This is a genomic window from Pseudomonas sp. CFBP 13727 (assembly GCF_014841915.1).
GTDB classification, from domain to species: domain Bacteria; phylum Pseudomonadota; class Gammaproteobacteria; order Pseudomonadales; family Pseudomonadaceae; genus Aquipseudomonas; species Aquipseudomonas baltica.
In genome coordinates, this window is sequence record NZ_JACYUT010000004.1 from 1 (window position 1) to 21,684 (window position 21,684).

Annotated in this window: 7 protein-coding genes; 4 read left to right on the top strand and 3 right to left on the bottom strand. The window is 62.4% G+C overall.

Annotated features, from left to right (window positions below):
• Window positions 1-58 precede the first annotated feature (58 nt).
• Complete coding sequence (locus tag IFT76_RS13355; protein ID WP_192058785.1) at window positions 59-751, bottom strand: FCD domain-containing protein; 693 nt, start codon at window positions 749-751, stop codon at window positions 59-61.
• 260 nt (window positions 752-1,011) lie between these two features.
• Between IFT76_RS13355 and lapG the strand changes: the two genes are divergently transcribed.
• Window positions 1,012-1,674: a cysteine protease LapG gene (gene lapG / locus IFT76_RS13360; protein ID WP_240998858.1), complete on the top strand. Its 663-nt coding sequence runs from the start codon at window positions 1,012-1,014 to the stop codon at window positions 1,672-1,674.
• Between the two features lie 11 nt (window positions 1,675-1,685).
• Window positions 1,686-3,638 (top strand): cyclic di-GMP receptor LapD, encoded by a 1,953-nt coding sequence (gene lapD / locus IFT76_RS13365; protein WP_192058787.1) that lies wholly within the window; start codon window positions 1,686-1,688, stop codon window positions 3,636-3,638.
• Window positions 3,639-3,710: 72 nt separating this feature from the next.
• Here lapD and IFT76_RS13370 read toward each other — a convergent pair whose 3' ends face one another.
• Both IFT76_RS13370 and IFT76_RS13375 read right to left on the bottom strand, forming a co-directional pair.
• Entirely contained in the window at window positions 3,711-4,049 is a 339-nt protein-coding gene (locus IFT76_RS13370; protein ID WP_122480651.1) for a tryptophan synthase subunit beta, read from the bottom strand.
• A 121-nt stretch (window positions 4,050-4,170) separates the two neighbouring features.
• Window positions 4,171-17,169, bottom strand: a complete 12,999-nt coding sequence (locus IFT76_RS13375; protein WP_192058790.1) for a retention module-containing protein — start codon at window positions 17,167-17,169, stop codon at window positions 4,171-4,173.
• Between the two features lie 847 nt (window positions 17,170-18,016).
• Between IFT76_RS13375 and IFT76_RS13380 the strand changes: the two genes are divergently transcribed.
• On the top strand, window positions 18,017-20,170 hold the full coding sequence (locus tag IFT76_RS13380; RefSeq protein WP_122480649.1) for a type I secretion system permease/ATPase: 2,154 nt from the start codon (window positions 18,017-18,019) through the stop codon (window positions 20,168-20,170).
• Window positions 20,160-21,536 (top strand): HlyD family type I secretion periplasmic adaptor subunit, encoded by a 1,377-nt coding sequence (locus tag IFT76_RS13385; RefSeq protein WP_122714232.1) that lies wholly within the window; start codon window positions 20,160-20,162, stop codon window positions 21,534-21,536. Before IFT76_RS13380 ends, IFT76_RS13385 begins: the two co-directional genes overlap by 11 nt.
• Window positions 21,537-21,684 lie beyond the last annotated feature (148 nt).

The window sequence follows — 21,684 nt, forward strand, 5'->3', positions numbered from 1 at the left end:
CCCACGCAGACAGGGGTTTTTGCTTTCCGGGCTTCACAACCTTAGTGCAGCCTGTATCTCAAGTTGTCGCGCGTTGGGTCAGGTAGCGCTGGATGGCGTCCACGCCGCGCTGTAGATGCTCTCGCAGCAACTCGACAGCCCGTACTGCATCGCGCTGTCTTGCAGCCTGCAACAGGTTCCGGTGATCGTCCTGAGCCGTGTTGCGCAATCCCATGGCTTCCAGATTGAAGCGCAGGAAGCGCTCCTCCTCGATCAGCCCTTCATCTATTAGGTTCAACAACCGGCGGTTACCGGCCTGTGCGTAAAGCGTCCAGTGGAAGGCCCGGTTGAGACGACTGATCTCGACGTAGTCCGAGGTTCGTTCCAGGCGCTCGATACAGTCCTGGGCGAAGGCGAAATCAGGCTCTTCCAGCAGGGGCACCGACAGGCGCAAGGCTTCGCACTCCAGAAGCATGCGCAGGGCGTAGGTTTCCACGGAATCGTGGTTGATCAGGGGGGCTACCACCGCGCCCTTGTGATGCACGACTTTCAGCAGGCCTTGTGCTTCGAGTTGACGCAGGGCTTCGCGCACGGGCATTCGACTGACGCCGAACAATGTGGCGAGTTCTTGCTGCCGGATGGCCATGCCACAGGGCAGGCGCCCGTCGTAGATCGCTGCGCGAATCCTTTCTTCGATCACCGAGCGTGCCAAGTGCGCGGGCACCTGTTCACTGCCCAGGATGCTGGCCAGCACAGTGGATTTTTCAGTCACGCCAAACAGCCTCAGTCAATTTGCGCCATCCTGACGTAAGCAGTTACACATTGAAAGATGGCAGGTTTGAATAACGTCCCAGCCAAGCCGATAGCCAGACGAAGTGCAGTGCCGAAGCGACGAACAGGCTGCACAGGGTCATGAGAAAGTGATTTCATCGTGCCATTGTTTTTTGTCATGCGCCCCCGCACCATGGTGGGCTGAATTGCCTCCCTGGCGGATCGAACACGTTGGTTACACGGCTGAAGTACCTACAGACGGTGCGCTGTCTCGCGATCGCCTTTGCCTTGGCAGGCACGTTGCTGGGCGGGCTTCGCGCCGACTGGGACTTCAATCAGATCAGTCGCCGTGCCGAGGCGCTGTATGGGCCTTTAGGTGAAGGTGCGCAGCGCATTGATGCGTGGCAACGGTTGTTGGCAACCCAGAAGCCGCTCAGCGAGGGCGAGCAGCTGGAAGTGGTGAACCAGTTCTTCAATCATCAACTGCGGTATCGAGAGGATCTCGATCTGTGGCGCGAAGTCGACTATTGGGCCACGCCGGTGCAGTCGCTGCTCAAGGGTGCCGGCGACTGCGAGGACTACGCGATCGCCAAGTACTTCAGCCTGCGCCATTTGGGCGTTGCCGCCGACAAGCTGCGCATCACTTACGTCAAGGCGTTGCGACAGAACCGTGCGCACATGGTACTCACCTATTACGCCACACCGACGGCCATGCCCCTGGTGCTAGACAGTCTGATGGACCCAATTCTGCCTGCCAGCCAGCGCCAGGACCTGCTGCCCGTCTACGCCTTCAACGGTGAGGGGTTGTGGCTCACCGGCGCTGGTGGCAACAAGAAGGTAGGGGATACCAAGCGCCTGTCGCGTTGGCAGGACGTACTGAAGAAAATGACCGCAGAAGGCTTTCCGGCGAGTCTGGATAATTAAGTGGAGCAACGATGTCTCTGTTCAAACAACTGTTGATCGCGATATGCCTGTTTCTGGTGGTGGCTTTCACTGGCAGCTTCATGGTCAGCCTGGAAAGTTCGCGCACTCAGTACGTCAACCAGCTGCGCTCCCACGCCCAGGATGCGGCCACGGCGCTGGCGTTGTCGCTCACGCCCAATATCGATGACCCGGCAATGGTCGAACTGATGGTCAGCTCGATCTTCGACAGCGGGTATTACGCCAGTATTCGCGTGGTCAACCTGGCGGACGACAGTGTCATCGTCGAACGTGCGGCCGAGCCGGACGGCAGCGGCGTGCCGGCCTGGTTCGTCAAGATGATCAACCTGGCGCCGGCCGGCGGTGACGCGATCGTCAGCCGCGGTTGGGAGCAGGCAGCCCGGGTCGAGGTGGTCAGCCACCCGATGTTTGCCGTGGCCAAGCTGTGGCAGGGCGCGTTGGGCAGCCTGGGCTGGTTGTTGCTGTGCGGCGCGGTCAGCGCCGCGCTGGGCGCGCTGCTGTTGCGGCGCCAGCTGAAGCCGCTGGACTACATGGTCGAGCAGTCGCACGCCATTGCGCGCAGGGAATTCCTCAGCCTGCCGGATCTGCCGCGCACTCCCGAGCTGCGCCGGGTGGTGCAGGCGATGAACCAGATGGTGGAAAAACTCAAGGCACTGTTCCACGAGCAGACCGTGCGCAGCGAACGGCTGCGTATCGAGTCGTACCAGGACAGTCTGACGGGCCTGGCCAACCGACGCTATTTCGAGATGCAGCTGCACACCCGTGTCAGCAATCTCGAGGAAGCCAGTGCAGGCTATCTGGTGCTGTTGCGCATCAACGACCTTGCGGGCCTCAACCAGCGCCTGGGCGGACAGCGAACCGATCAGTTACTGCAGGCAGTGGGGCAGCAGTTGCTGCGCACCTGTGCGCGCCACCCTGAGACGCACAACCTGATCACCCGCAGCCGTGGTGGCGAGTTTTCCATACTGGCACCCGGCATGGTGCGCGAAGAGGCTCAGCAGCTCGCTCAGGAGCTCGACGCGAACCTGCGCAGTCTGGCGCAGACCGGCGCTACCGATCTGCTGCCGGTGGCTCACCTGGGACTGGCGCCGTACACCCCCGGTGACGACCCGCAGGCATTGCTCAAGCTGGCGGACGAGGCCCTGGCGCAAGCCGAGGGTGCCGGCGAGTGCAATTGGGTGTGTCTGGAGCACATGGCGCTGGCGACCGTGGAGAACGATCACCACGCCTGGCACATGCTGCTCGACGAGGCCTTGGCCAAAGGCCGCTTCCAGCTGTACTTCCAGCCGGTAGTGAGCAGCGTGGATACCACGCATGTGCTGCATCACAAGGTGCTGTCGCGGCTGATCGACGAGCAGGGCCAGGCGGTCGCTGCTGGGCGATTCCTGCCCTGGCTGGAACGCTTCGGCTGGTCGGCGCGACTGGATCGGCTGATGCTGGAGCTGGTCCTTGAGCATCTGCGCAAGCACGATGCCACACTCGCCTTGAACCTGTCGGCGGCCACTTTGAACGATCCCCAGGCGCTGGAGGGTTTGTTCGACAGACTGGCGCAGTATCCTGCCCTGGGCCCGCGCCTTACCCTGGAGATAGGCGAGGAGCAGATTCCCGAGCAGAACGTGCTCGAGCAGCTCACGCGGCGTTTGCGCAGCCTGGGCTACAGCCTGAGCCTGCAGCGTTTTGGCGGGCGTTTCAGCATGATCGGCAACCTGGCCCACCTGGGCCTTGGCTACCTGAAGATCGACGGTAGCTACATTCGCGCGATCAACGAGGAAAGCCACAAGCGTCTGTTCATCGAAGCCATTCAGCGGGCAGCGCACAGTATCGACTTGCCGCTGATTGCCGAGCGGGTCGAGACGGAAGGGGAGTTGCAGGTGATTCGCGAGATGGGTATTGCCGGCGTGCAAGGACAGCTGGTGGGCGAGCCGCAGCCCTGGAAGCTTGGCTAGGGCTGTTGCGCGTGCCTTCGCCTACCTTCGGACCGTGCCGTTTCGGGCGCGGTGGTGGAGGGGGCGCAGGCTTCAGATCAAGCCGGTTTCGTCGTCGTTGATCAACTGATTCAGGCCACCAAGCGCTACCCGAGCGCTGGAACGATCCTTGAGCTTGGCCTGGGCCGCTGCTGGTAGATCGGTCACACGGATGATGCCCTTGCTGGTCAGTACCTGGATCAGGTCGTCGAGTACCCGAATCATGTCCAGGTCGCTCTGCTTGAGCTGTTTCAGGCTGGTTTCGACCACATCGTTGGCGTACCACGCCTGTATCTCATGATGATCGGCAGGCAGGGTTTCTGTGGCCTCGGCAAAGGCTGCCGCTTCCACGCGGACCAATGCACCTTGTCGATCGCGTTGCACGTAGAACATCGAAGCGCTCCCATCGAAAAAAACCTGCCGAGACTGCAGGGCAGTCTCGGCAGAGATTACACGGATTCAGAACCAGTGGATGCCGCTGGCGGCCGACTTGCTGGGCCGGCCGCCGACTGCATCAGTCGTGGTGCTTGACCAGCAGGTCGCCACCGGAAATCAGCGACTTGATGGCATCGGTGCCGCTGCCCCAGTGCGCATTGTCGACCTTGATGGTGACGTCTGGCGTGACCGTGGCCGAAGCCGAGGTCATGCCGCCCTTGGTGCTGATCTGCAGGGTCGAGTTGCCGGCCGTGTCGGTGCTCAGCTTCAGGTAGTTCGCCAGGTTGGTCTCGGCGTCCGATGGCAACAGGTCGGACAGATCAAGCTTGTCGCCCTCGGCATGGCTGAAGTCCTTGATGGTGTCGGTACCTACGTCACCGGTCTTCCACACGAACGTATCTTTGCCGGCACCGCCGAAGAGCACGTCGTTGCCCGCGCCGCCGCGAATGGTGTCATCGCCGCGCTGGCCATAGATGATGTCGTTGCCATCACCACCGTTGAGGAAGTCGTTGCCCCCCTTGGCGACGGTGAACAGGCCGGCCTGGCCGTCTGAGCTGGCAGCGCCGACGTTGAACTCGCTGGCGTGCTTGGTGATGTAGTCATGCACCTGCTCGGAGGTGACGGAGCTGGTGTTGGTGACCGACTTCACGTACTCGCTCAGCGCCGTCGTGCCCTCGGTGGTGACGCCTGCCTTGGTGAAGGAGATGGTGTCGCCGAACAGGATGTCGTGACCCTCGCCGCCGTTGATGGTGTCGCCACCGGCAGTGATGAGGCTGTTTTTCAGTGCCGCAGCGATATTGGTGACGTCGATCTTGCTTTGTACTTCGCCATCGCTGTCGAATTTCTGCAAGGTTGCCACGGTGGCGCTGTTGGCGTTGTTGCCAACACCGATGGCTTCCACGGTCGACACCTTGGCCAAGGCTGCGAAGCCTTCGGCGGAGCCATCGATGACGGCACTGGTGGTGGTAGAGCCGTTGCCCTGGCGATTGCCGGCAGCGTCGAGGTAGTAGTTCGGTTCGCCGTCGGTGATCAGGTAGCTGAGCTTCACCGCGCCAGTGTTGCTGGTGGCCTCGGTACCGTTGAACCAGGTCGCCGCCTTGAAGAACGCCGACTCGTAGTTGGTGCCACCGGTTGCCGTGATCGCATTGAGGCCCAGGCCTGCCTTGATGGCATCCACCGACATGTTCGGCGTCAGCGTCAGCGTGGCGCCTTGCTTGGAGTCGGTGCCAAAGTCGACGATGGTCACCTTGACCGTACCGCCGCCCAGGTTCTGCGAGAGCTGCTGGATTGCGGTGGCGACCGAGTCCTTCGCACTGGCCAAGGTATCCTTCATGCTGCCCGAGCGATCCAGGATGTAGGCGATGTTGTAGCTGGCGCCGTTCTGGGTCTGGGTCGGGGTCACGTCGCCGACGATGATGTCGCGGCCGGTGGTGCCGTCCAGCGTTTCGGTGCCGGCGTTGCCGGTGATCACACTGTAGCTCTGCTGGGTCGCCACGACGTGCACGGTCAGCGTTTGCTCGGCCGCCGATGCGGCCTCGGCATTGCCGTCCTTGGCAGTGGCATTGACCTTCAGGTTGATGTCGCCGACCGGAGCGTTGGCTGCGGTGGTAAGCGTCAGGGCAGACAGGTTCCAGGTGCTGACATCCGCCGTCTGGGCAGTGCTGCTCGCCGTAAAGCTGTGGGTACCGTCGCTGAGGGTGGCACCGGCCTGGATGTTGGAGATCGTCGTGGTCAGGGTTTCGGAGCCGTCACGGTCGACCAGTTCCGAAGAGATCGCTGACAGCGCGATTGCCTTGCCGGCCACGCCGGTGTTGCTGGTGGTGGCCAGCGTAATGTTGTCCAGCAGGCCGCCGAACGAGTTCTTGTCCACCGAAGCGAAAGTCAAGGTCTTGCTCGCCGTGCTGTCCACCGGCAATTGCAGGCTGTAATGCACCATGCCCGGTGTGGTGCCGTTGATCACGGCCACAACCTTGTCGCCCCACATGACTTTGATGTCGGAATCGCCTTCATGGCCTTTACGCGGCGAGTAGTCGAAGTCCAGCGTGTACAGGGAACCGGCCTTGGCGTTGGACACGACGGTGTAGAGGTCGCTGGCATCGCTTTCGCGGCCTTCCAGTTCGATGACCTTGGTGGTGCTGGCCGTGCCGTTGTAGACGCTGTAGGGATTGACCTCGATGTAGTTGCCGGCGTTGTGGGTTTTCCATGCCTCGCCCAGTTGGCTGACCTGAGCGCTGGTAACGGTATTGGCATCGGCTGCCAGCGACCAGGTGGTCGGGCTGGCAACGCTGAGCAGCGGGGTGTCGCTGACGGGCGCCACGGTGACGTTCAAGGTGCTCACGGCACCGGTATCGGTGGTGTAGGTAACCGTCGGCAGGCTGCCGCTCCAGTTTTCGTAGGCCTTGATCGGGGTGTAGGTGTAGCTGCCATCGCTGGCGATGGTCAGGTTGCCGACCGTTACCGACTGGTTGCCGACGGTTGCGGTGACCGGCGCCGAGGCATGGCCGCTGGCGTCCATCGCGTAGCTGGTGCCGCCGATGCTGAACTTGGCCACGGTCAGGCTGTTGTCGCCGTCGCGATCATTGGTCAGCACGTTGCCGTTCAGCGTGGCGCCTTCATCGACCGTGGCGGTATCGACCACCAGGTTGTTGTCGATGATGTTGATGGCGACACTGGCGTGGGCCGGATCCGTGGTCAGGCTCTGGAAGTTGCCACCGGTGACCGAGTCGATGGTCACCACCAGCTGTTCGGTGCCTTCGCGCAGTTGATCGCTCAGGGCGCTGATGGGGAAGGTCGCGGAGGACTTGTCGGCGTCGATGACCACGGTGGTCTGACCCTGGAAGTCCGCGCCGTTGGCGGCCTTGCCCGAGTAGTTCAGAGTGACGGTAACCTGGCTCTTGGTTTCGTTGCTCAGGGTCAGGGTGTAGATCGCCGACTGACCTTCGATGATCCGCTCGGCGCCCGTGATACCGATGGTGGTTTGTGGACCGGTTACGGCGGTGGTGGCCGAAACGCCCTGGTACTGCAGGTTTTCGAAGTTGCCGTCGATCAGCTTGCCGTCGGCAGCGCTGGCGATGCCGGCAATGGCAACGGTCAGGATACCGGCGCGCGATGCATCGTTGCCCACCGTGTAGTTGACGAAGCCTTGCTTGGCATTGGCAGCGATATCGATGGTCTGGCCGTTCGACAGTACCAGTTTCAATGCCTTGTCGGCGGCATGGTCGAGCGTGGCGGTGTACGTGATCACGCCGCCGTCGTTGACCGCCGAGGTGGCGTTCAAGGTGACCTTGGTGGCGTCGATGGTGTCGTTTACCAGCACATTGACCGGCGTGGTGCCTGGGACCAGCGTGACGTCGCCGCCACCGGTCACATTTTGGATAGTGCGGCTGACCGAGTCGGCATCCTTGTAGACGTCATCCAGCGGCGCAGCGACCGTGATGGCGCTTGCCGAGGCACCTTTGGCAATGCTGATGCTGTCGCCATTGCCGATGTCGACCCGGACGGTTTCCAAGGCGTTGACGGTATTGCCGTGCAGATCGGTCAGGGTCGCGGTGTATTTGATCACACCGCCTTCGACTGCCTGCGGTTCGGCGGACAGGGTCACGACCACCGCTGGCTTGACTGCCAGCATGCTGTTGGCGACCACCGAAGTTGCGCCGTTCACGCCATTGCTCTGCACGCCAGTATCGGTCACTTCGACCGACACCTGGCGCACGGTGCTTTCCGGATGCTCGCCGGTCGCCTGGAACTTGATCGAGTTGATCAGCTCCTGATACGCGGCACGGCTGGCCATGCCTTCCAGGGTGATGGTCATGGTGCCATCGCTGGCAACGCCACCGACCTTGTAGCCAATGCCTTGGGCAGTGGTGCCATTGCCGGTTTCGAACGCCGAGCTCAGGGTGTCACCGGCCATGGTGTTCTGGATGACGATCTTTGCGCCCTGCAGTTGATCGCCGGCGCTGTTGTCCTTGTCGCTGATGCTCAGGCCCGAGACCAGGTTGACCGATTCTGCCGAGCCTTCGTTGAAGACTACCTGCTCGTCCATGACCACCACTGGCGCGGTGTTCACGGCGTCGACGATGACGTTGAGCGGCTGGGTGACCGACGCAGGGTTGGCCAAGTCAGCGCTCTCGGTGGCGATGGCCTTGACTGTCAGGGCCAGAGTGCCGATGAAGTCGGTCGGCGGCGTGATGGTGAGGGTCTTCAGATCCCACTGGGTGATATCGGCCGTGCCGTTGCCACCGGCTTCGGAAACATAGCTATGGTTGGCACCGTCGCGCAGCACCGCGCCCTCCGGGATACCGCTGATCTGAAGCACATGCTGCTCGGATTTATCGGCGGTGTCGCCGAAAGTCACGTTGATGGTGCTCAACTGGATCGCAGTGTTTTCGGCGCCGTGGTTCAGTTCGTAGCCGGCGTAGTAACCGTCGCCATTGGCGTCGACGTGCGAGGTGACGTTGATGCCCTGGTTCACCAGGTCGGCAATGTCGGTGTACAGCGGCACGCCGCTCTGACCGATCGAGGTCGCAGGACCCTGGTCGACCGACAGGTTCAGGTCGTAGAAGCCTGGACCGTTCTGGTTGTGATGGTACAGGTCGAGGCTGTAGTAGCCGGTTTCAGCGGGCGTGATGCTGCCGCTGAAATCGCCCGAGGTTGGGTCGACACCGGCACCCCAATGGGCAGTGCCCAGGTCCTTGCCGCCAACGTTGATCAGCAGGCCGTCGTCGGCCTTGCCGCTGAAGGTGTAGGTCTTGCCGGCTTCGAGGAAGATCAGGCCGGTGACCTTGGTCCCGGTGCCCTGCACGATGTTGGTGTCACCGACATCGGCGATGACCACGCCCGGACGGCTGCCTGCCGCTTCGATGGTGGACTTGATCTGCGCGGGATCGGCGCCTTCGCCGGTCGTGCCCAGGCCCTGCAGGTCGGTGTAGGTGTACTTGATCAGACCGGTCGGAACGACGTAGCTCGGGGTCAGGCTCAGGATCGGCGCGTCGGCCACCGGCGCGATGTCGATGGTGACGGTGCCCGGCTTGCCCACCAGGGCATCGACCGTCGGGGTAAAGGTGAAGCTGGCGTAGTCGCTGCGCTGATCACCGGTGCCGGCGTTGTTGTAGGCATCGCTGCCCGACTCGTCGGCTACCGGGACAAAGCGCAGTGCGCCGTTGTCGATCTGGGCCTTGGTGAAGGTGGTGCCCACGTCGGCCTGGGTCAGGTCTCTCCACTCGCCATTGTCGTTTTGGAGTTGCAGCGAGCCGTTGACCGGCAGGCTGGTGAACTTGATGCCCAGGTCGAGGCCGGGGTTGGCGGTTGGCTGGATGTTGAACGAGGCCCAGTCCAGTGCCACGGCGGTGTCTTCGGTGCCGCTGAGTTTGTTGCCCGCCACGCCGTTGTTGTCGCCGTTGTCGCCGACCACCGGAGCATCGTTGTCGATGATGGCGGTGTTGACGCTGGCAGCCTGCGGGTTGACCACCAGGCTTTCGAAGTTGTCGCCGGTCGGCGTGGCGATGGTGACCACGACGTTTTCGCGACCTTCGACCAGGCTGTCATCGACGATGGGCAGCTGGAACTGGACGCTGGTCTGGCCCTTCGGAATGGTCACGGTGATGCTGTCCTGGCCTTGGTAATCGGCACGTGTCGCGCTGCCGCCGTAGGTCAGGTTCAGGGTCACCTGGGTGTCGGTGTTGGTCGGGTTGCTCAGGGTCAGGGTGTAGACGGCCGACTGGCCTTCGGTAGCCGACGCATCGCCGGTCAGGCCGATGGTGGTCACGTCGATGCTGTCGCCGACCGGGGTCACGACCGGGGTGGTGTTCGGGGTCAGTTGCTCGTAGGTGCCGCCGGTGGCGCCAGTGATCGTGGTGGAGATCGAGTCGGCGCCTTTGTACACATCGTTGCCAACCACGTAGGACACCGAACCCGACGTCTGACCGACGGGAATGGTGATGGTCTGGTTGTTCGACAGCGTCACGACGACCGGTGTGCCGGTCACAGTGTCACCTACGGTCGCGGTGTAGACGATGGTGCCGTTTTCCAGCACGCCGCCTGCAGGCGTTTGTGCCGTGAGCACGACATTGGTGACGTCGGTAACCGGATCGACAATGACGTTCAACGGCTGGCTGACCGACGCTGGATTGGCGACATCGGCGCTTTCGGTGGCAGTGGCCGTAACGGTCAAGGCCAGAGTGCCGTTGTAGTTGGCCGGTGGCGTGATGCTCAGGGTTTTCAGGTCCCAGCCAGTGATGTCGGCTGTACCGGTGCCGCCGTCGTTGGAAAGGTAGCTGTGGTTGGCGCCGTCGCGCAGCACTGCGCCCACCGGGATGCCGCTGATCTGCAGCACGTGCTGTTCGGAGCCGTCACGTGTATCGCCGAACGAGACGTTGATGGTGCTCAGCTGGATCGCGGTGTCTTCGGCGCCGTGGTTCAGTTCGTAGCCGGCGTAGTAGCCATCGCCATTGCTGTCGACGTGCGAGGTGACGTTGATGCCCTGGTTCACCAGATCGGCGATATCAGTGTACAGCGGCACGCCGCTCTGACCGATCGAGGTCGCAGGACCCTGGTCTACCGACAGGTTCAGGTCGTAGAAGCCTGGACCGTTCTGGTTGTGATGGTACAGGTCGAGGCTGTAGTAGCCGGTTTCAGCGGGCGTGATGCTGCCGCTGAAATCGCCCGAGGTTGGGTCGACACCGGCACCCCAATGGGCAGTGCCCAGGTCCTTGCCGCCAACGTTGATCAGCAGGCCGTCGTCGGCCTTGCCGCTGAAGGTGTAGGTCTTGCCGGCTTCGAGGAAGATCAGGCCGGTGACCTTGGTCCCGGTGCCTTGCACGATGTTGGTGTCACCGACATCGGCGATGACCACGCCCGGACGGCTGCCTGCCGCTTCGATGGTCGATTTGATCTGCGCGGGATCGGCGCCTTCGCCGGTCGTGCCCAGGCCCTGCAGGTCGGTGTAGGTGTACTTGATCAGACCGGTCGGAACGACGTAGCCCGGGGTCAGACTGAGGATCGGTGCGTCGGCCACCGGCGCAATGTCGATGGTAACGGTGCCCGGCTTGCCCACCAGGGCATCGACCGTCGGGGTAAAGGTGAAGCTGGCGTAGTCGCTGCGCTGATCACCGGTGCCGGCGTTGTTGTAGGCATCGCTGCCCGACTCGTCGGCTACCGGCACAAAGCGCAGTGCGCCGTTGTCGATCTGGGCCTTGGTGAAGGTGGTGCCCACGTCGGCCTGGGTCAGGTCTCTCCACTCGCCATTGTCGTTTTGGAGTTGCAGCGAGCCGTTGACCGGCAGGCTGGTGAACTTGATGCCCAGGTCGAGGCCGGGGTTGGCCGTCGGCTGGATGTTGAACGAGGCCCAGTTCAGCGCCACAGCGGTGTCTTCGGTACCGCTGAGCTTGTTGCCCGCCACGCCGTTGTTGTCGCCGTTATCGCCGACCACCGGAGCATCGTTGTCGATGATGGCGGTGTTGACGCTGGCAGCCTGCGGGTTGACCACCAGGCTTTCGAAGTTGTCGCCGGTCGGCGTGGCGATGGTCACCACGACGTTTTCGCGACCTTCGACCAAGCTGTCATCGACGATGGGCAGCTGGAACTGGACGCTGGTCTGGCCCTTCGGAATGGTCACGGTGATGCTGTCCTGACCTTGGTAATCGGCACGTGTCGCGCTGCCGCCGTAGGTCAGGTTCAGGGTCACCTGGGTGTCGGTGTTGGTCGGGTTGCTCAGGGTCAGGGTGTAGACGGCCGACTGGCCTTCGGTGGCCGACGCATCGCCGGTCAGGCCGATGGTGGTCACGTCGATGCTGTCGCCGACCGGGGTCACGACCGGGGTTGTGTTCGGGGTCAGTTGCTCGTAGGTGCCGCCGCTCACACCGGTGATTGCAGTGCTGACGGTATCAGCGCCCTTGTACACATCGTTGCCGATGACATAGGACACCGAACCGCTGGTGGCGCCGACGGCAATGGTGATCACCTGGCTGTTGGACAGGGTGACCACCACGGGTGCGCCGGTCACCGGCGAATCGACGGTGGCGGTGTAGACGATGGTGCCGTTCTCGACAGCGCCGCCTGCTGGAACTTCGGCAGTGAGGACCACGTTGGTCACGTCGGTGACCGGGTCCACAATGACGTTCAATTGCTGGCTGACCGACGCCGGGTTCGCCGGGTCGGCGTTTTCGGTGGCGATGGCGGTGACGGTCAGGGCCACGGTGCCGTTGAAATCGGTCGGTGGGGTGAACGTCAGGGTGGTCAGATCCCAGTCGGTGATGTTGGCCGTGCCGTTGCCGCCGGCTTGGGCCGTGTAGCTGTGGCCAGCGGCGTCACGCAGTTCTGCACCGACCGGAATGCCGCTGATCTGCAGAACGTGCTGCTCGGAGCCGTCGCGCACATCGCCGAAGGAAACAACGATGGAGCTCAGCTGGATGGCGGTGTCTTCGGCGCCGTGGTTCAGTTCGTAGCCGGCGTAGTAGCCATCGCCATTGGCGTCGACGTGCGGAACCACATCGATACCCTGCTTGATGATGTCGCTGATATCGCTGTAGACCGGCACGCCGCTCTGGCCGATCGAGGTCGCAGGACCTTGGTCGACCGAGAGGTTCAGGCCGTAGAAGCCTGGGCCGTTCTGGTTGTAGTGGTACAGGTCGATGCTGTAGTAGCCGGTTTCGGTCGGCGTGATGCTGCCGCTGTAGTCGCCCGAGGTTGGGTCGATACCTGCGCCCCAGTGAGCGCCGTCCAGGTCTTTGCCGCCGACATTGATCAGCAGTCCGTCGTCGGCCTTGCCGCTGAAGGTGTAGACCTTGCCCGCCTCGAGAAAGATCAGGCCGGTGACCTTGGTCCCGGTGCCCTGCACGATGTTGGCGTCGCCCACATCGGAAATGATCACGCCCGGACGGCTGCCGGCCGCTTCGATGGTGGACTTGATCAGCGCAGGATCCGCGCCTTCGCCGTTGGTGCCCAGGCCCTGCAAGTCGGTGTAGGTGTACTTGATCAGGCCGGAGATGCCCTGGGCTACGGACAGCACGGGGACGTCAGCCACCGGCCTGATGTCGATGACCATGGTGCCCGGCTTGCCCACCAGGGCATCGACCGTCGGGGTGAAGGTGAAGTTGGCGTAATCGCTGCGCTGGTCGCCCGTGCCACCGTTGTTGTAGGCGTCGCTGCCCGACTCGTCGGCTACCGGGACAAAACGCAGTGCGCCGGTGTCGATCTGGGCCTTGCTGAAGGTGGTGCCCAGATCGGCCTGAGTCAGGTCTCTCCAGCCCGTGCCGTCGTTGAACTGCAGCGAGCCGTTCGCCGGCAGGCTGGTGAACTTGATGCCCAGGTCGAGGCCGGGGTTGGCGGTCGGCTGGATGTTGAACGAGGCCCAGTCCAGTGCCAGTACGGTGTCTTCGGTGCCCGTCAGTTTGTTGCCTGGAACGCCGTCGTTGTCACCCACCACAGGAGCATCGTTGTCGATGATCGTGGTGTCGACGCTGGATGCCTGGGGATCGACCACCAGGCTTTCGAAGTTGTCGCCGGTCGGCGTGGCAATGGTCACCACGACGTTCTCGCGGCCTTCCACCAGGCTGTCATCGAGAATCGGCAGTTGGAATTGCACGCTGGTCTGGCCGCGCGGGATGGTCACGGTGATCGTATCCGGACCTTGGAAGTCGCTGCGCGAAGCAGTGCCGCCGTAGCTCAGGTTCAGGGTGATCTGCGTGTCGACATTGGTCGGGTTGCTCAATGTCAGGGTATAGGTCGCCGACTGGCCTTCGGTGACCGACGCATCGCCGGTGAGGCCGATGGTGGTGACATCGATGATATCGCCGACCGGGGTCACGACTGGCGTGGTGATCGGGGTCAGTTGCTCGTAGTTGCCGCCGGTCACACCGGTGATTGCGGTGCTGACCGTGTCGGCGCCTATGTAGACGTCATTGCCCAGCGCATAGGAAACCGTGCCGCTGGTTTCGCCGACGGCGATGGTGATGGTCTGGTTATTCGACAGGGTAACGACAACCGGCGCACCGGTGACGGGCGCACCGACGGTGGCGGTGTAGAGGATGGTGCCGTTTTCCAGGGCGCCGCCTGCAGGGACGGTAGCGGTCAGTACGACGTTGGTCACGTCGATGCTGTCGCCGACTGGCGTCACGACCGGGGTGGTGATCGGCGTCAGTTGTTCGAAGTTGCCGCCAGTCACACCGGTGATGGCTGTAGAAACAGTGTCGGCACCGTTGTAGACGTCATTGCCCAGAGGGAAAGAAACAGAACCGCTGGTTTCACCCACACCGATGGTGATGGTCTGGTTATTCGACAGGGTAACGACAACCGGCGCGCCGGTGACAGGCGCGCCGACGGTGGCGGTGTAGAGGATGTTGCCGTTTTCCAAGGCGCCGCCTGCAGGGACGGTGGCGGTCAGTACGACGTTGGTCACGTCGATGCTGTCGCCGACTGGCGTCACGACTGGGGTGGTGATTGGAGTCAGTTGTTCGTAGTCGCCACCGGTGGCGCTGGTGATCGCGGTGCTGATGGTGTCGGCACCGTTGTAGACGTCGTTGCCCAGCAGGAAGGACACCGAACCGCTGGTTTCACCGACGGCGATGGTGATGACCTGGTTGTTCGACAGGGTCACGATAACAGGCGAGCCGGTGACAGGCGCGCCAACGGTAGCGGTGTAGAGGATGGTGCCGTTTTCCAGAGCGCCGCCAGCAGGGACGGTGGCGGTGAGCACGACGTTGGTGACGTCGATGCTGTCGCCGACTGGCGTCACGACTGGGGTGGTGATTGGAGTCAGTTGTTCGTAGTCGCCACCGGTGGCGCTGGTGATCGCCGTGCTGATGGTGTCGGCACCGTTGTAGACGTCGTTGCCCAGCGCGAAGGAGACCGAGCCGCTGGTTTCGCCTACGGCAATGGTAATGATCTGGCTGTTCGACAGGGTCACGACGACCGGCGAACCAGTGACAGGCGCGCCGACGGTAGCGGTGTAGAGGATGGTGCCGTTCTCCAGAGCGCCGCCCGCAGGGACGGTGGCGGTCAGTACGACGTTGGTCACGTCGATGCTGTCGCCCACTGGCGTCACGACTGGGGTGGTGATTGGGGTCAGCTGTTCGAAGTTACCGCCAGTCACGCCGGTGATGGCTGTAGAAACTGTGTCGGCACCGTTGTAAACGTCATTGCCCAGCGGGAAGGACACCGAACCGCTGGTTTCACCGACGGCGATGGTGATGACCTGGCTGTTCGACAAGGTCACGACAACAGGCGAGCCGGTGACAGGCGCGCCGACGGTGGCGGTGTAGAGGATGGTGCCGTTTTCCAAGGCGCCGCCCGCAGGGACGGTGGCGGTCAGTACAACGTTGGTGACGTCGATGCTGTCGCCTACAGGCGTCACGACCGGAGTGGTGTTCGGGGTGAGCTGTTCGAAGTCACCACCGGTTACGCCGGTGATGGCAGTGCTAACGGTGTCAGCGCCGTTGTAGACATCGTTGCCCAGAGGGAAGGAAACGGTGCCGCTGGTTTCGCCCACACCGATGGTGATGGTCTGGCCGTTCGACAGAGTGACGACGACAGGGGAGTTAGTCACTGTCGCGCCAACGGTGGCGGTATAGAGGATGGTGCCGTTTTCCAGGGCGCCGCCCGCAGGGACGGTAGCGGTCAGGACAACGTTGGTGACGTCGATGCTATCGCCGACTAGCGTTACTACCGGAGTGGTGTTCGGAGTCAGTTGCTCATAGTTGCCACCGGTTACGCCGGTGATCGCGGTACTGACTGTATCAGCGCCGTTGTAGACATCGTTGCCCAGAGGGAAGGAAACCGAACCGCTGGTTTCGCCCACACCAATGGTGATGGTCTGGTTGTTCGACAGGGTCACGACAACAGGCGAGCCAGTCACTGGCGCACCGATGGTAGCGGTGTAGACGATAGTGCCGTTTTCCAGGGCGCCGCCCGCAGGGACCGCAGCGGTCAGAACGACGGTTGTCGTGTCGATCGAGTCGACGATATTGACCACTGCGGGCGCCGGGCTTGGCACCAGGCTTTCGAAGTTGCCGCCGGTAGCACCGGTGATCGTGGTGTTGATGGTCGTCGGGTTGTTGTAGACGTCATTGGCCGGCGCGGCGACATCGACCGACCCCGAGGACTGGCCTGCCGGGATAGTGATGGTGGAGCCGTTGGAAAGGGTCACGGTCACCGGCGTCTGCGCCGGGTTGGTGAGCACGGCGGTGTAGGTGATGGTGGTGCCTTCGGTGACCGGGTTGTTGCCCACGGTCAGGGTCACGGTGGTGACGTCGATGGTGTCGTCGACACGGGTAACGGCTGGGGTCGGGTCGGTAGTGACCACCAGATCGCCACCACCCGTGGTGCCGGTGACCACCACGGAAATCTGCGACGGGTCGATATATGGCGTGTTGGTGTCCGGTACGGTGACGTTGACCGCGCCCGTGGTCTGGCCTGCGGGGATGAGCACCGACTGGCCGTTGGACAAGGTGACGGTCAGGTCGCTGGACGGCGCCTGGGTCAGGGTGGCGGTGTAGGTGATCACGCCGCCGGCTTCGGTGATGGCGGTAGTCGCGGTCACGGTCAGCGTAGCGGTACGCAGGACTGGCCCGTCGGCATCGGTGTCAGCGTTGATCGGGTTGGTATCGCCCACGATCTCCCGCGCGTTGGGGCCCGCAGCACCGTTCGGGCCTTCGGTGGGATAGCCCACGGTTGGATCGACTTCACCCGCGGTTTCACTGAGCAATACGAAGCTGTGACTGCCGCCGCCTTCACCGCCGGTGTCATTGGCGCCGGGGCCCGCAGCGGTGGCTTCGAGGTCTTGGGTAGGGTCAGCGCCGGCCGCGATGGCCTGCTGCAATTCCGCTACCGAAGGGGCCGCCTGGGCAGTGGCAGCGCTCAGATCAGTGCTGGAGTCCGGGGTGTTGGCGCTCCATTGCGTTTCGCGCCCCAGATCGATGGTGCGGCCGTCAGCCAGCTCCAGCGTAACGGCACCCGCCGCGCCGGTAACCACCTGCTCCCCGGCGAACAGACGATCCCCTTCGATGAGCACACGGCGAATCCCCTCTGGGGATACTGCGAACACTTGGCCAACAATGCTTTTGACGATGGCAACAACACTGCTCATGTAGGGGACTCTCCGGGGGTGACCATTCGTTGGTACGGTGCCTGAACATCACCAGAGACGGCGACGGGCATTCGGTACATTTTTATGCTGTAATATTGACGCCAACTAATTGTCTAAAAGTCGCAGAAATGAACTTTCTGACAATGTATTGACCTATTTGGCGCCATCCTAAACAATCCATTGTGTAATGTCACATTGATATTTCTCGGCTATGCAAAACGCCTCAACAGGGTGAGTTCATTGACGTCAAGACGGCTGCGACTGACGTTTTTTGCAGATGGATGTGACAAAAAAAGTCGCTTGTGAAATATCGCAGGGACGACACGAGAGATGTCCGCGCTACTTGGCCTAACCACAGGCTGCACGTAGCACGAATCCTGCCAGGCACAGGTTGGGCGCCGCGCAGCCTGTGCATGAGCGCGAGGTCAGCCCTGCGCCAATGATGCAAGTCATGGATGTGAAACGCATGTTGGCAAGTCATCGATGAATGCCGCACTGATAGTGCCGACCGATGGACATATATCGCATTGGAAAGTTCGTAATACTTAGTGTGCAAGTAATAACGGTTAACTCTTTGTGTTTATTGAAGAAAATCGCTGAGTGACACTCGGGGCAGCGAATGGCGACCGACCGTTGCTTGGCGAATGAGGCTGCAGAAGCGGGTGACTTGGCTCAGCGGTGAAACACCCTGGACGGCCATTCATCAAACGAGCCCATGCGCAGCCAGCCACCCCCGTGTACGCTGGCATCCGTTGTGCAAATACAACCCAAACCGCTACAAGACCAGGCGGGATGAAGCGATCCCGATGGGACCAAGGTGTTCAATGAGCGATAAGAGAGTGTCAGCGTGGATTCGGAATTAAGTTCGGTACTACTCAGCCAGGATCCACGCAGCCAGCACGACGACCCGTTGCTCGATGGCCTGCTGACCCTGTGCTCGCTGCATCACAAGCCCGCCAGCCGGGCCATGCTCACCACAGGCCTGCCGCTGCCTTCGCAGCGCCTGACCGCCGACCTGTTGCCGCGCGCCGCCGCGCGTGCCGGTCTGCAGGGCCGCGTGTTGCAGCGCAAGCTGGAGCAGATACCGTCCATCGCACTGCCGGCCATGCTGATGCTCAAGGATGCACGGTGCGCCGTGCTGCTGGGCTGGGAAGGCGATACCGCGCGCTTGCTGCTCAGCGAAAGCGATGGCGGTGAAGTGCGCGTGGCGCGCGAGGTGCTGACTCAAGACTTCACCGGCCGGGTGTTTTTCGCCCAGCCGCAGCACAAGTTCGACGTGACCAACGGCTCGCTGATCCCCCGCGCCCATTCCTGGTTCCGTGACACCCTCAAGCGCTCGCGTTGGCTGTATGCCGATGCCATTGCCGCCAGCCTGGTGATCAACATCATCGCCCTGGCTGCACCTTTGTTCGTGATGAACGTGTACGACCGAGTCGTGCCCAACCAGGCCACCGCGACCCTGTGGGTGCTGGCGGTGGGCATCTGTGGTGCCTACCTGTTCGACCTCTTGCTCAAGGGCCTGCGCAGCCTGTGCCTGGATCTGGCCGGCAAGAAGACCGACCTGATCATCTCGGCCACGCTGTTCGAACGCATCGTCGGCATGTCGATGAAAAGCCGCCCGGCTCGGGTAGGCAGCTACGCGCAGAACATTCACGAATTCCAGGGCATGCGCGACTTCCTCACGTCGCTGACCCTGACCAGCCTGATCGACCTGCCGTTCACCATTCTGATCTTGCTGGTCATCGCCCTGCTGGGTGGGCACCTGGTATGGATTCCGATCATCGCCTTCCCGCTGGCGCTGGGCATCGGTCATTTCCTGCAGAAACCGCTGACCAAGACTCTGGAGCGGACCATGGCCCTGGCCGCCGAGCGTCAGTCGAGCCTGATCGAGACCCTGGGCGGCCTCGATGCGGTCAAGGTCAACAACGCCGAAAGCGAGCGCCAGTACCAGTGGGAACAGACCATCGGTACGCTCAGCCGCCTGGAATTGCGGGTCAAGACCCTGTCCAGCCTGGCCATGAACATCACCCTGCTGATTCAGCAACTGGCCGGTGTGGCGATCATCATTTTCGGTGTGTATCAGATCATCGAAGGCAACCTGAGCATGGGCGGCCTGGTGGCCTGCTACATGTTGAGCGGTCGCGCGCTGGCGCCATTGGCACAGTTGTCTGGTCTGCTGACTCGCTACCAGCAGGCCAAGGTCACCATGGTCTCGGTCGACCAGATGATGGAGCTGCCGCAAGAGCGCAACTTCGACGAGCGTCCGCTGAGCCGTCAGGTGCTGCAGGGCGCAATGGAATTTCGCAACGTCGACTTCACCTACCCCAACCAGCAGAACCAGGCCTTGCACGGGATCAACCTGACCGTGCGCCCCGGCGAGAAGATCGGCATCATCGGCCGCAGTGGTTCAGGCAAGAGTTCGCTGGCCAAGTTGCTGGTGGGGCTGTACCAGCCCGATGCCGGCTCGTTGCTGGTCGATGGCGTGGACATTCGCCAGATCGACGTCAGCGAACTGCGCCACAACATCGGTTATGTGCCGCAGGACATTCAGCTGCTGTCCGGCACGCTGCGTGACAACCTGGTGTCCGGGGCCCGCTACGTCGATGATGAAATGGTCCTGCAGGCCGCCGAACTGGCCGGTGTGCACGAATTTGCTCGCCTGCATCCGCAGGGTTATGAACTGCAGGTCGGCGAGCGCGGACAGAACCTGTCCGGCGGCCAGCGGCAGAACGTGGCGCTGGCGCGGGCATTGTTGCTCAACCCACCGATTCTCTTGCTGGACGAACCGACCAGCGCCATGGACAACACCGGCGAGGAGCGCCTCAAGGCGCGTCTGCAAGCCGTCATCGAGAACAAGACCGTGATTCTGGTTACCCACCGTGCTTCGCTGCTGAGCCTGGTCGACCGCCTGTTGGTGATCGACCGTGGGCAGATTCTGGCTGACGGGCCGAAGGCTGCTGTCATGGAAGCGTTGAAGAAGGGGCAGATCAGTGTTGCTTAAATCCTCTTCCGGCGGTTTCAAGAATTCCCTCGTACGTTATTTCAAGGGCTCCGATTCCTTGGAAGGCCAGCCCTTGCCCGAGGTCGAGAAGGCGCTGATCGACGATGCGCCGCGCATCGTGCGCCTGACTATCTGGGGGGTGATTGCATTCTTCGTGTTCCTCCTCACCTGGGCGCACTTCGCGGTGATCGACGAGGTGACCAAGGGCGACGGCAAGGCAATCCCTTCGTCGCGGATCCAGAAGATCCAGAACCTGGAGGGCGGCATTGTTGCCCAGATCTATGTCAAGGAAGGGCAGATCGTGGAGGCGGGCGCACCGCTGATTCGTCTGGACGACACACGCTTCGCTTCCAACGTCGGTGAAACCGAAGCCGATCGCGTGGCCATGGAGCTGCGCGTGGAGCGCCTGAGTGCCGAGGTCGAGAACCGACCGTTGAACATTACCGCCCAGGCACGCAAGTCGGTGCCCAACCAGGCGGCCAACGAAGAGTCGCTGTACATGAGCCGTCGGCAGCAGTTGGCCGATGAAATCGGTGGCTTGCAGCAACAGCTGGTGCAGCGTCAGCAGGAATTGCGTGAGTTCAGTTCCAAGGCCGAACAGTACCGCAACAGCCTGAACCTGCTGCGCCAGGAGATCAGCATGTCGGAGCCGTTGGTGGCCAGGGGTGCGATTTCGCCGGTCGAAGTGCTGCGTCTGCGGCGCTCGGAAGTGGAGACCCGCGGCATGCTCGACGGTACCACGCTGGCAGTGCCGCGGGCCCAGGCGGCGATTGGCGAGGTGCAGCGCAAGATCGACGAAACGCGCGGCAAGTTCCGCAGCGAGGCGCTGACCCAGTTGAACGAGGCGCGTACCGATCTGGCCAAGACCCAGGCCACGGCCAAGGGCCTGGAAGATCGGGTGAGCCGTACCATGGTGACCTCGCCGGTGCGAGGCATCGTCAAGCAGGTGCTGGTCAACACCGTAGGTGGGGTCATCCAGCCCGGCAGCGACATGGCCGAGATCGTGCCGCTGGATGACAGCTTGCTGGTGGAGGCGCGCATTCGTCCGCAGGACATCGCGTTCCTGCACCCCGGGCAGAAGGCAATGATCAAGTTCACGGCCTATGACTACACCATCTATGGCGGGCTGGAAGGCACTCTCGAACAGATCGGTGCCGACACGGTGCAGGATGAAGAAAAGAAGAACACGTTCTATCTGATCAAGCTACGGACGAACAAGAGCCACCTGGGCTCCGATGAAAAGCCGTTGCTGATCATCCCGGGCATGGTGGCGTCGGTTGACATCATTACCGGCAAGAAGAGCGTGCTGAGCTACCTGCTCAAGCCCATCATCAAGTCCCGCGCCGAAGCGTTGCACGAGCGGTAAGGATTCACCCGTTCGCGGCCGCTTATGCTCCGCTGTAGGAGCGGTCTGCGGCCGCGAAGGGCTTGTGGGGTATGTCTGACACCCTGCGGCGTGTTCTTCGCGGCCGATGACCGCTCCTACAAGGGATTGCATTCGGTCGCCAATTCTT

Excerpts from the sequence above, each read along its gene's own strand:
- IFT76_RS13375 (WP_192058790.1), bottom strand. The coding sequence starts at position 17,169 with ATGAGCAGTGTTGTTGCCATCGTCAAAAGCATTGTTGGCCAAGTGTTC.
- lapD (WP_192058787.1), top strand. The coding sequence starts at position 1,686 with ATGTCTCTGTTCAAACAACTGTTGATCGCGATATGCCTGTTTCTGGTG.
- IFT76_RS13370 (WP_122480651.1), bottom strand. The coding sequence starts at position 4,049 with ATGTTCTACGTGCAACGCGATCGACAAGGTGCATTGGTCCGCGTGGAA.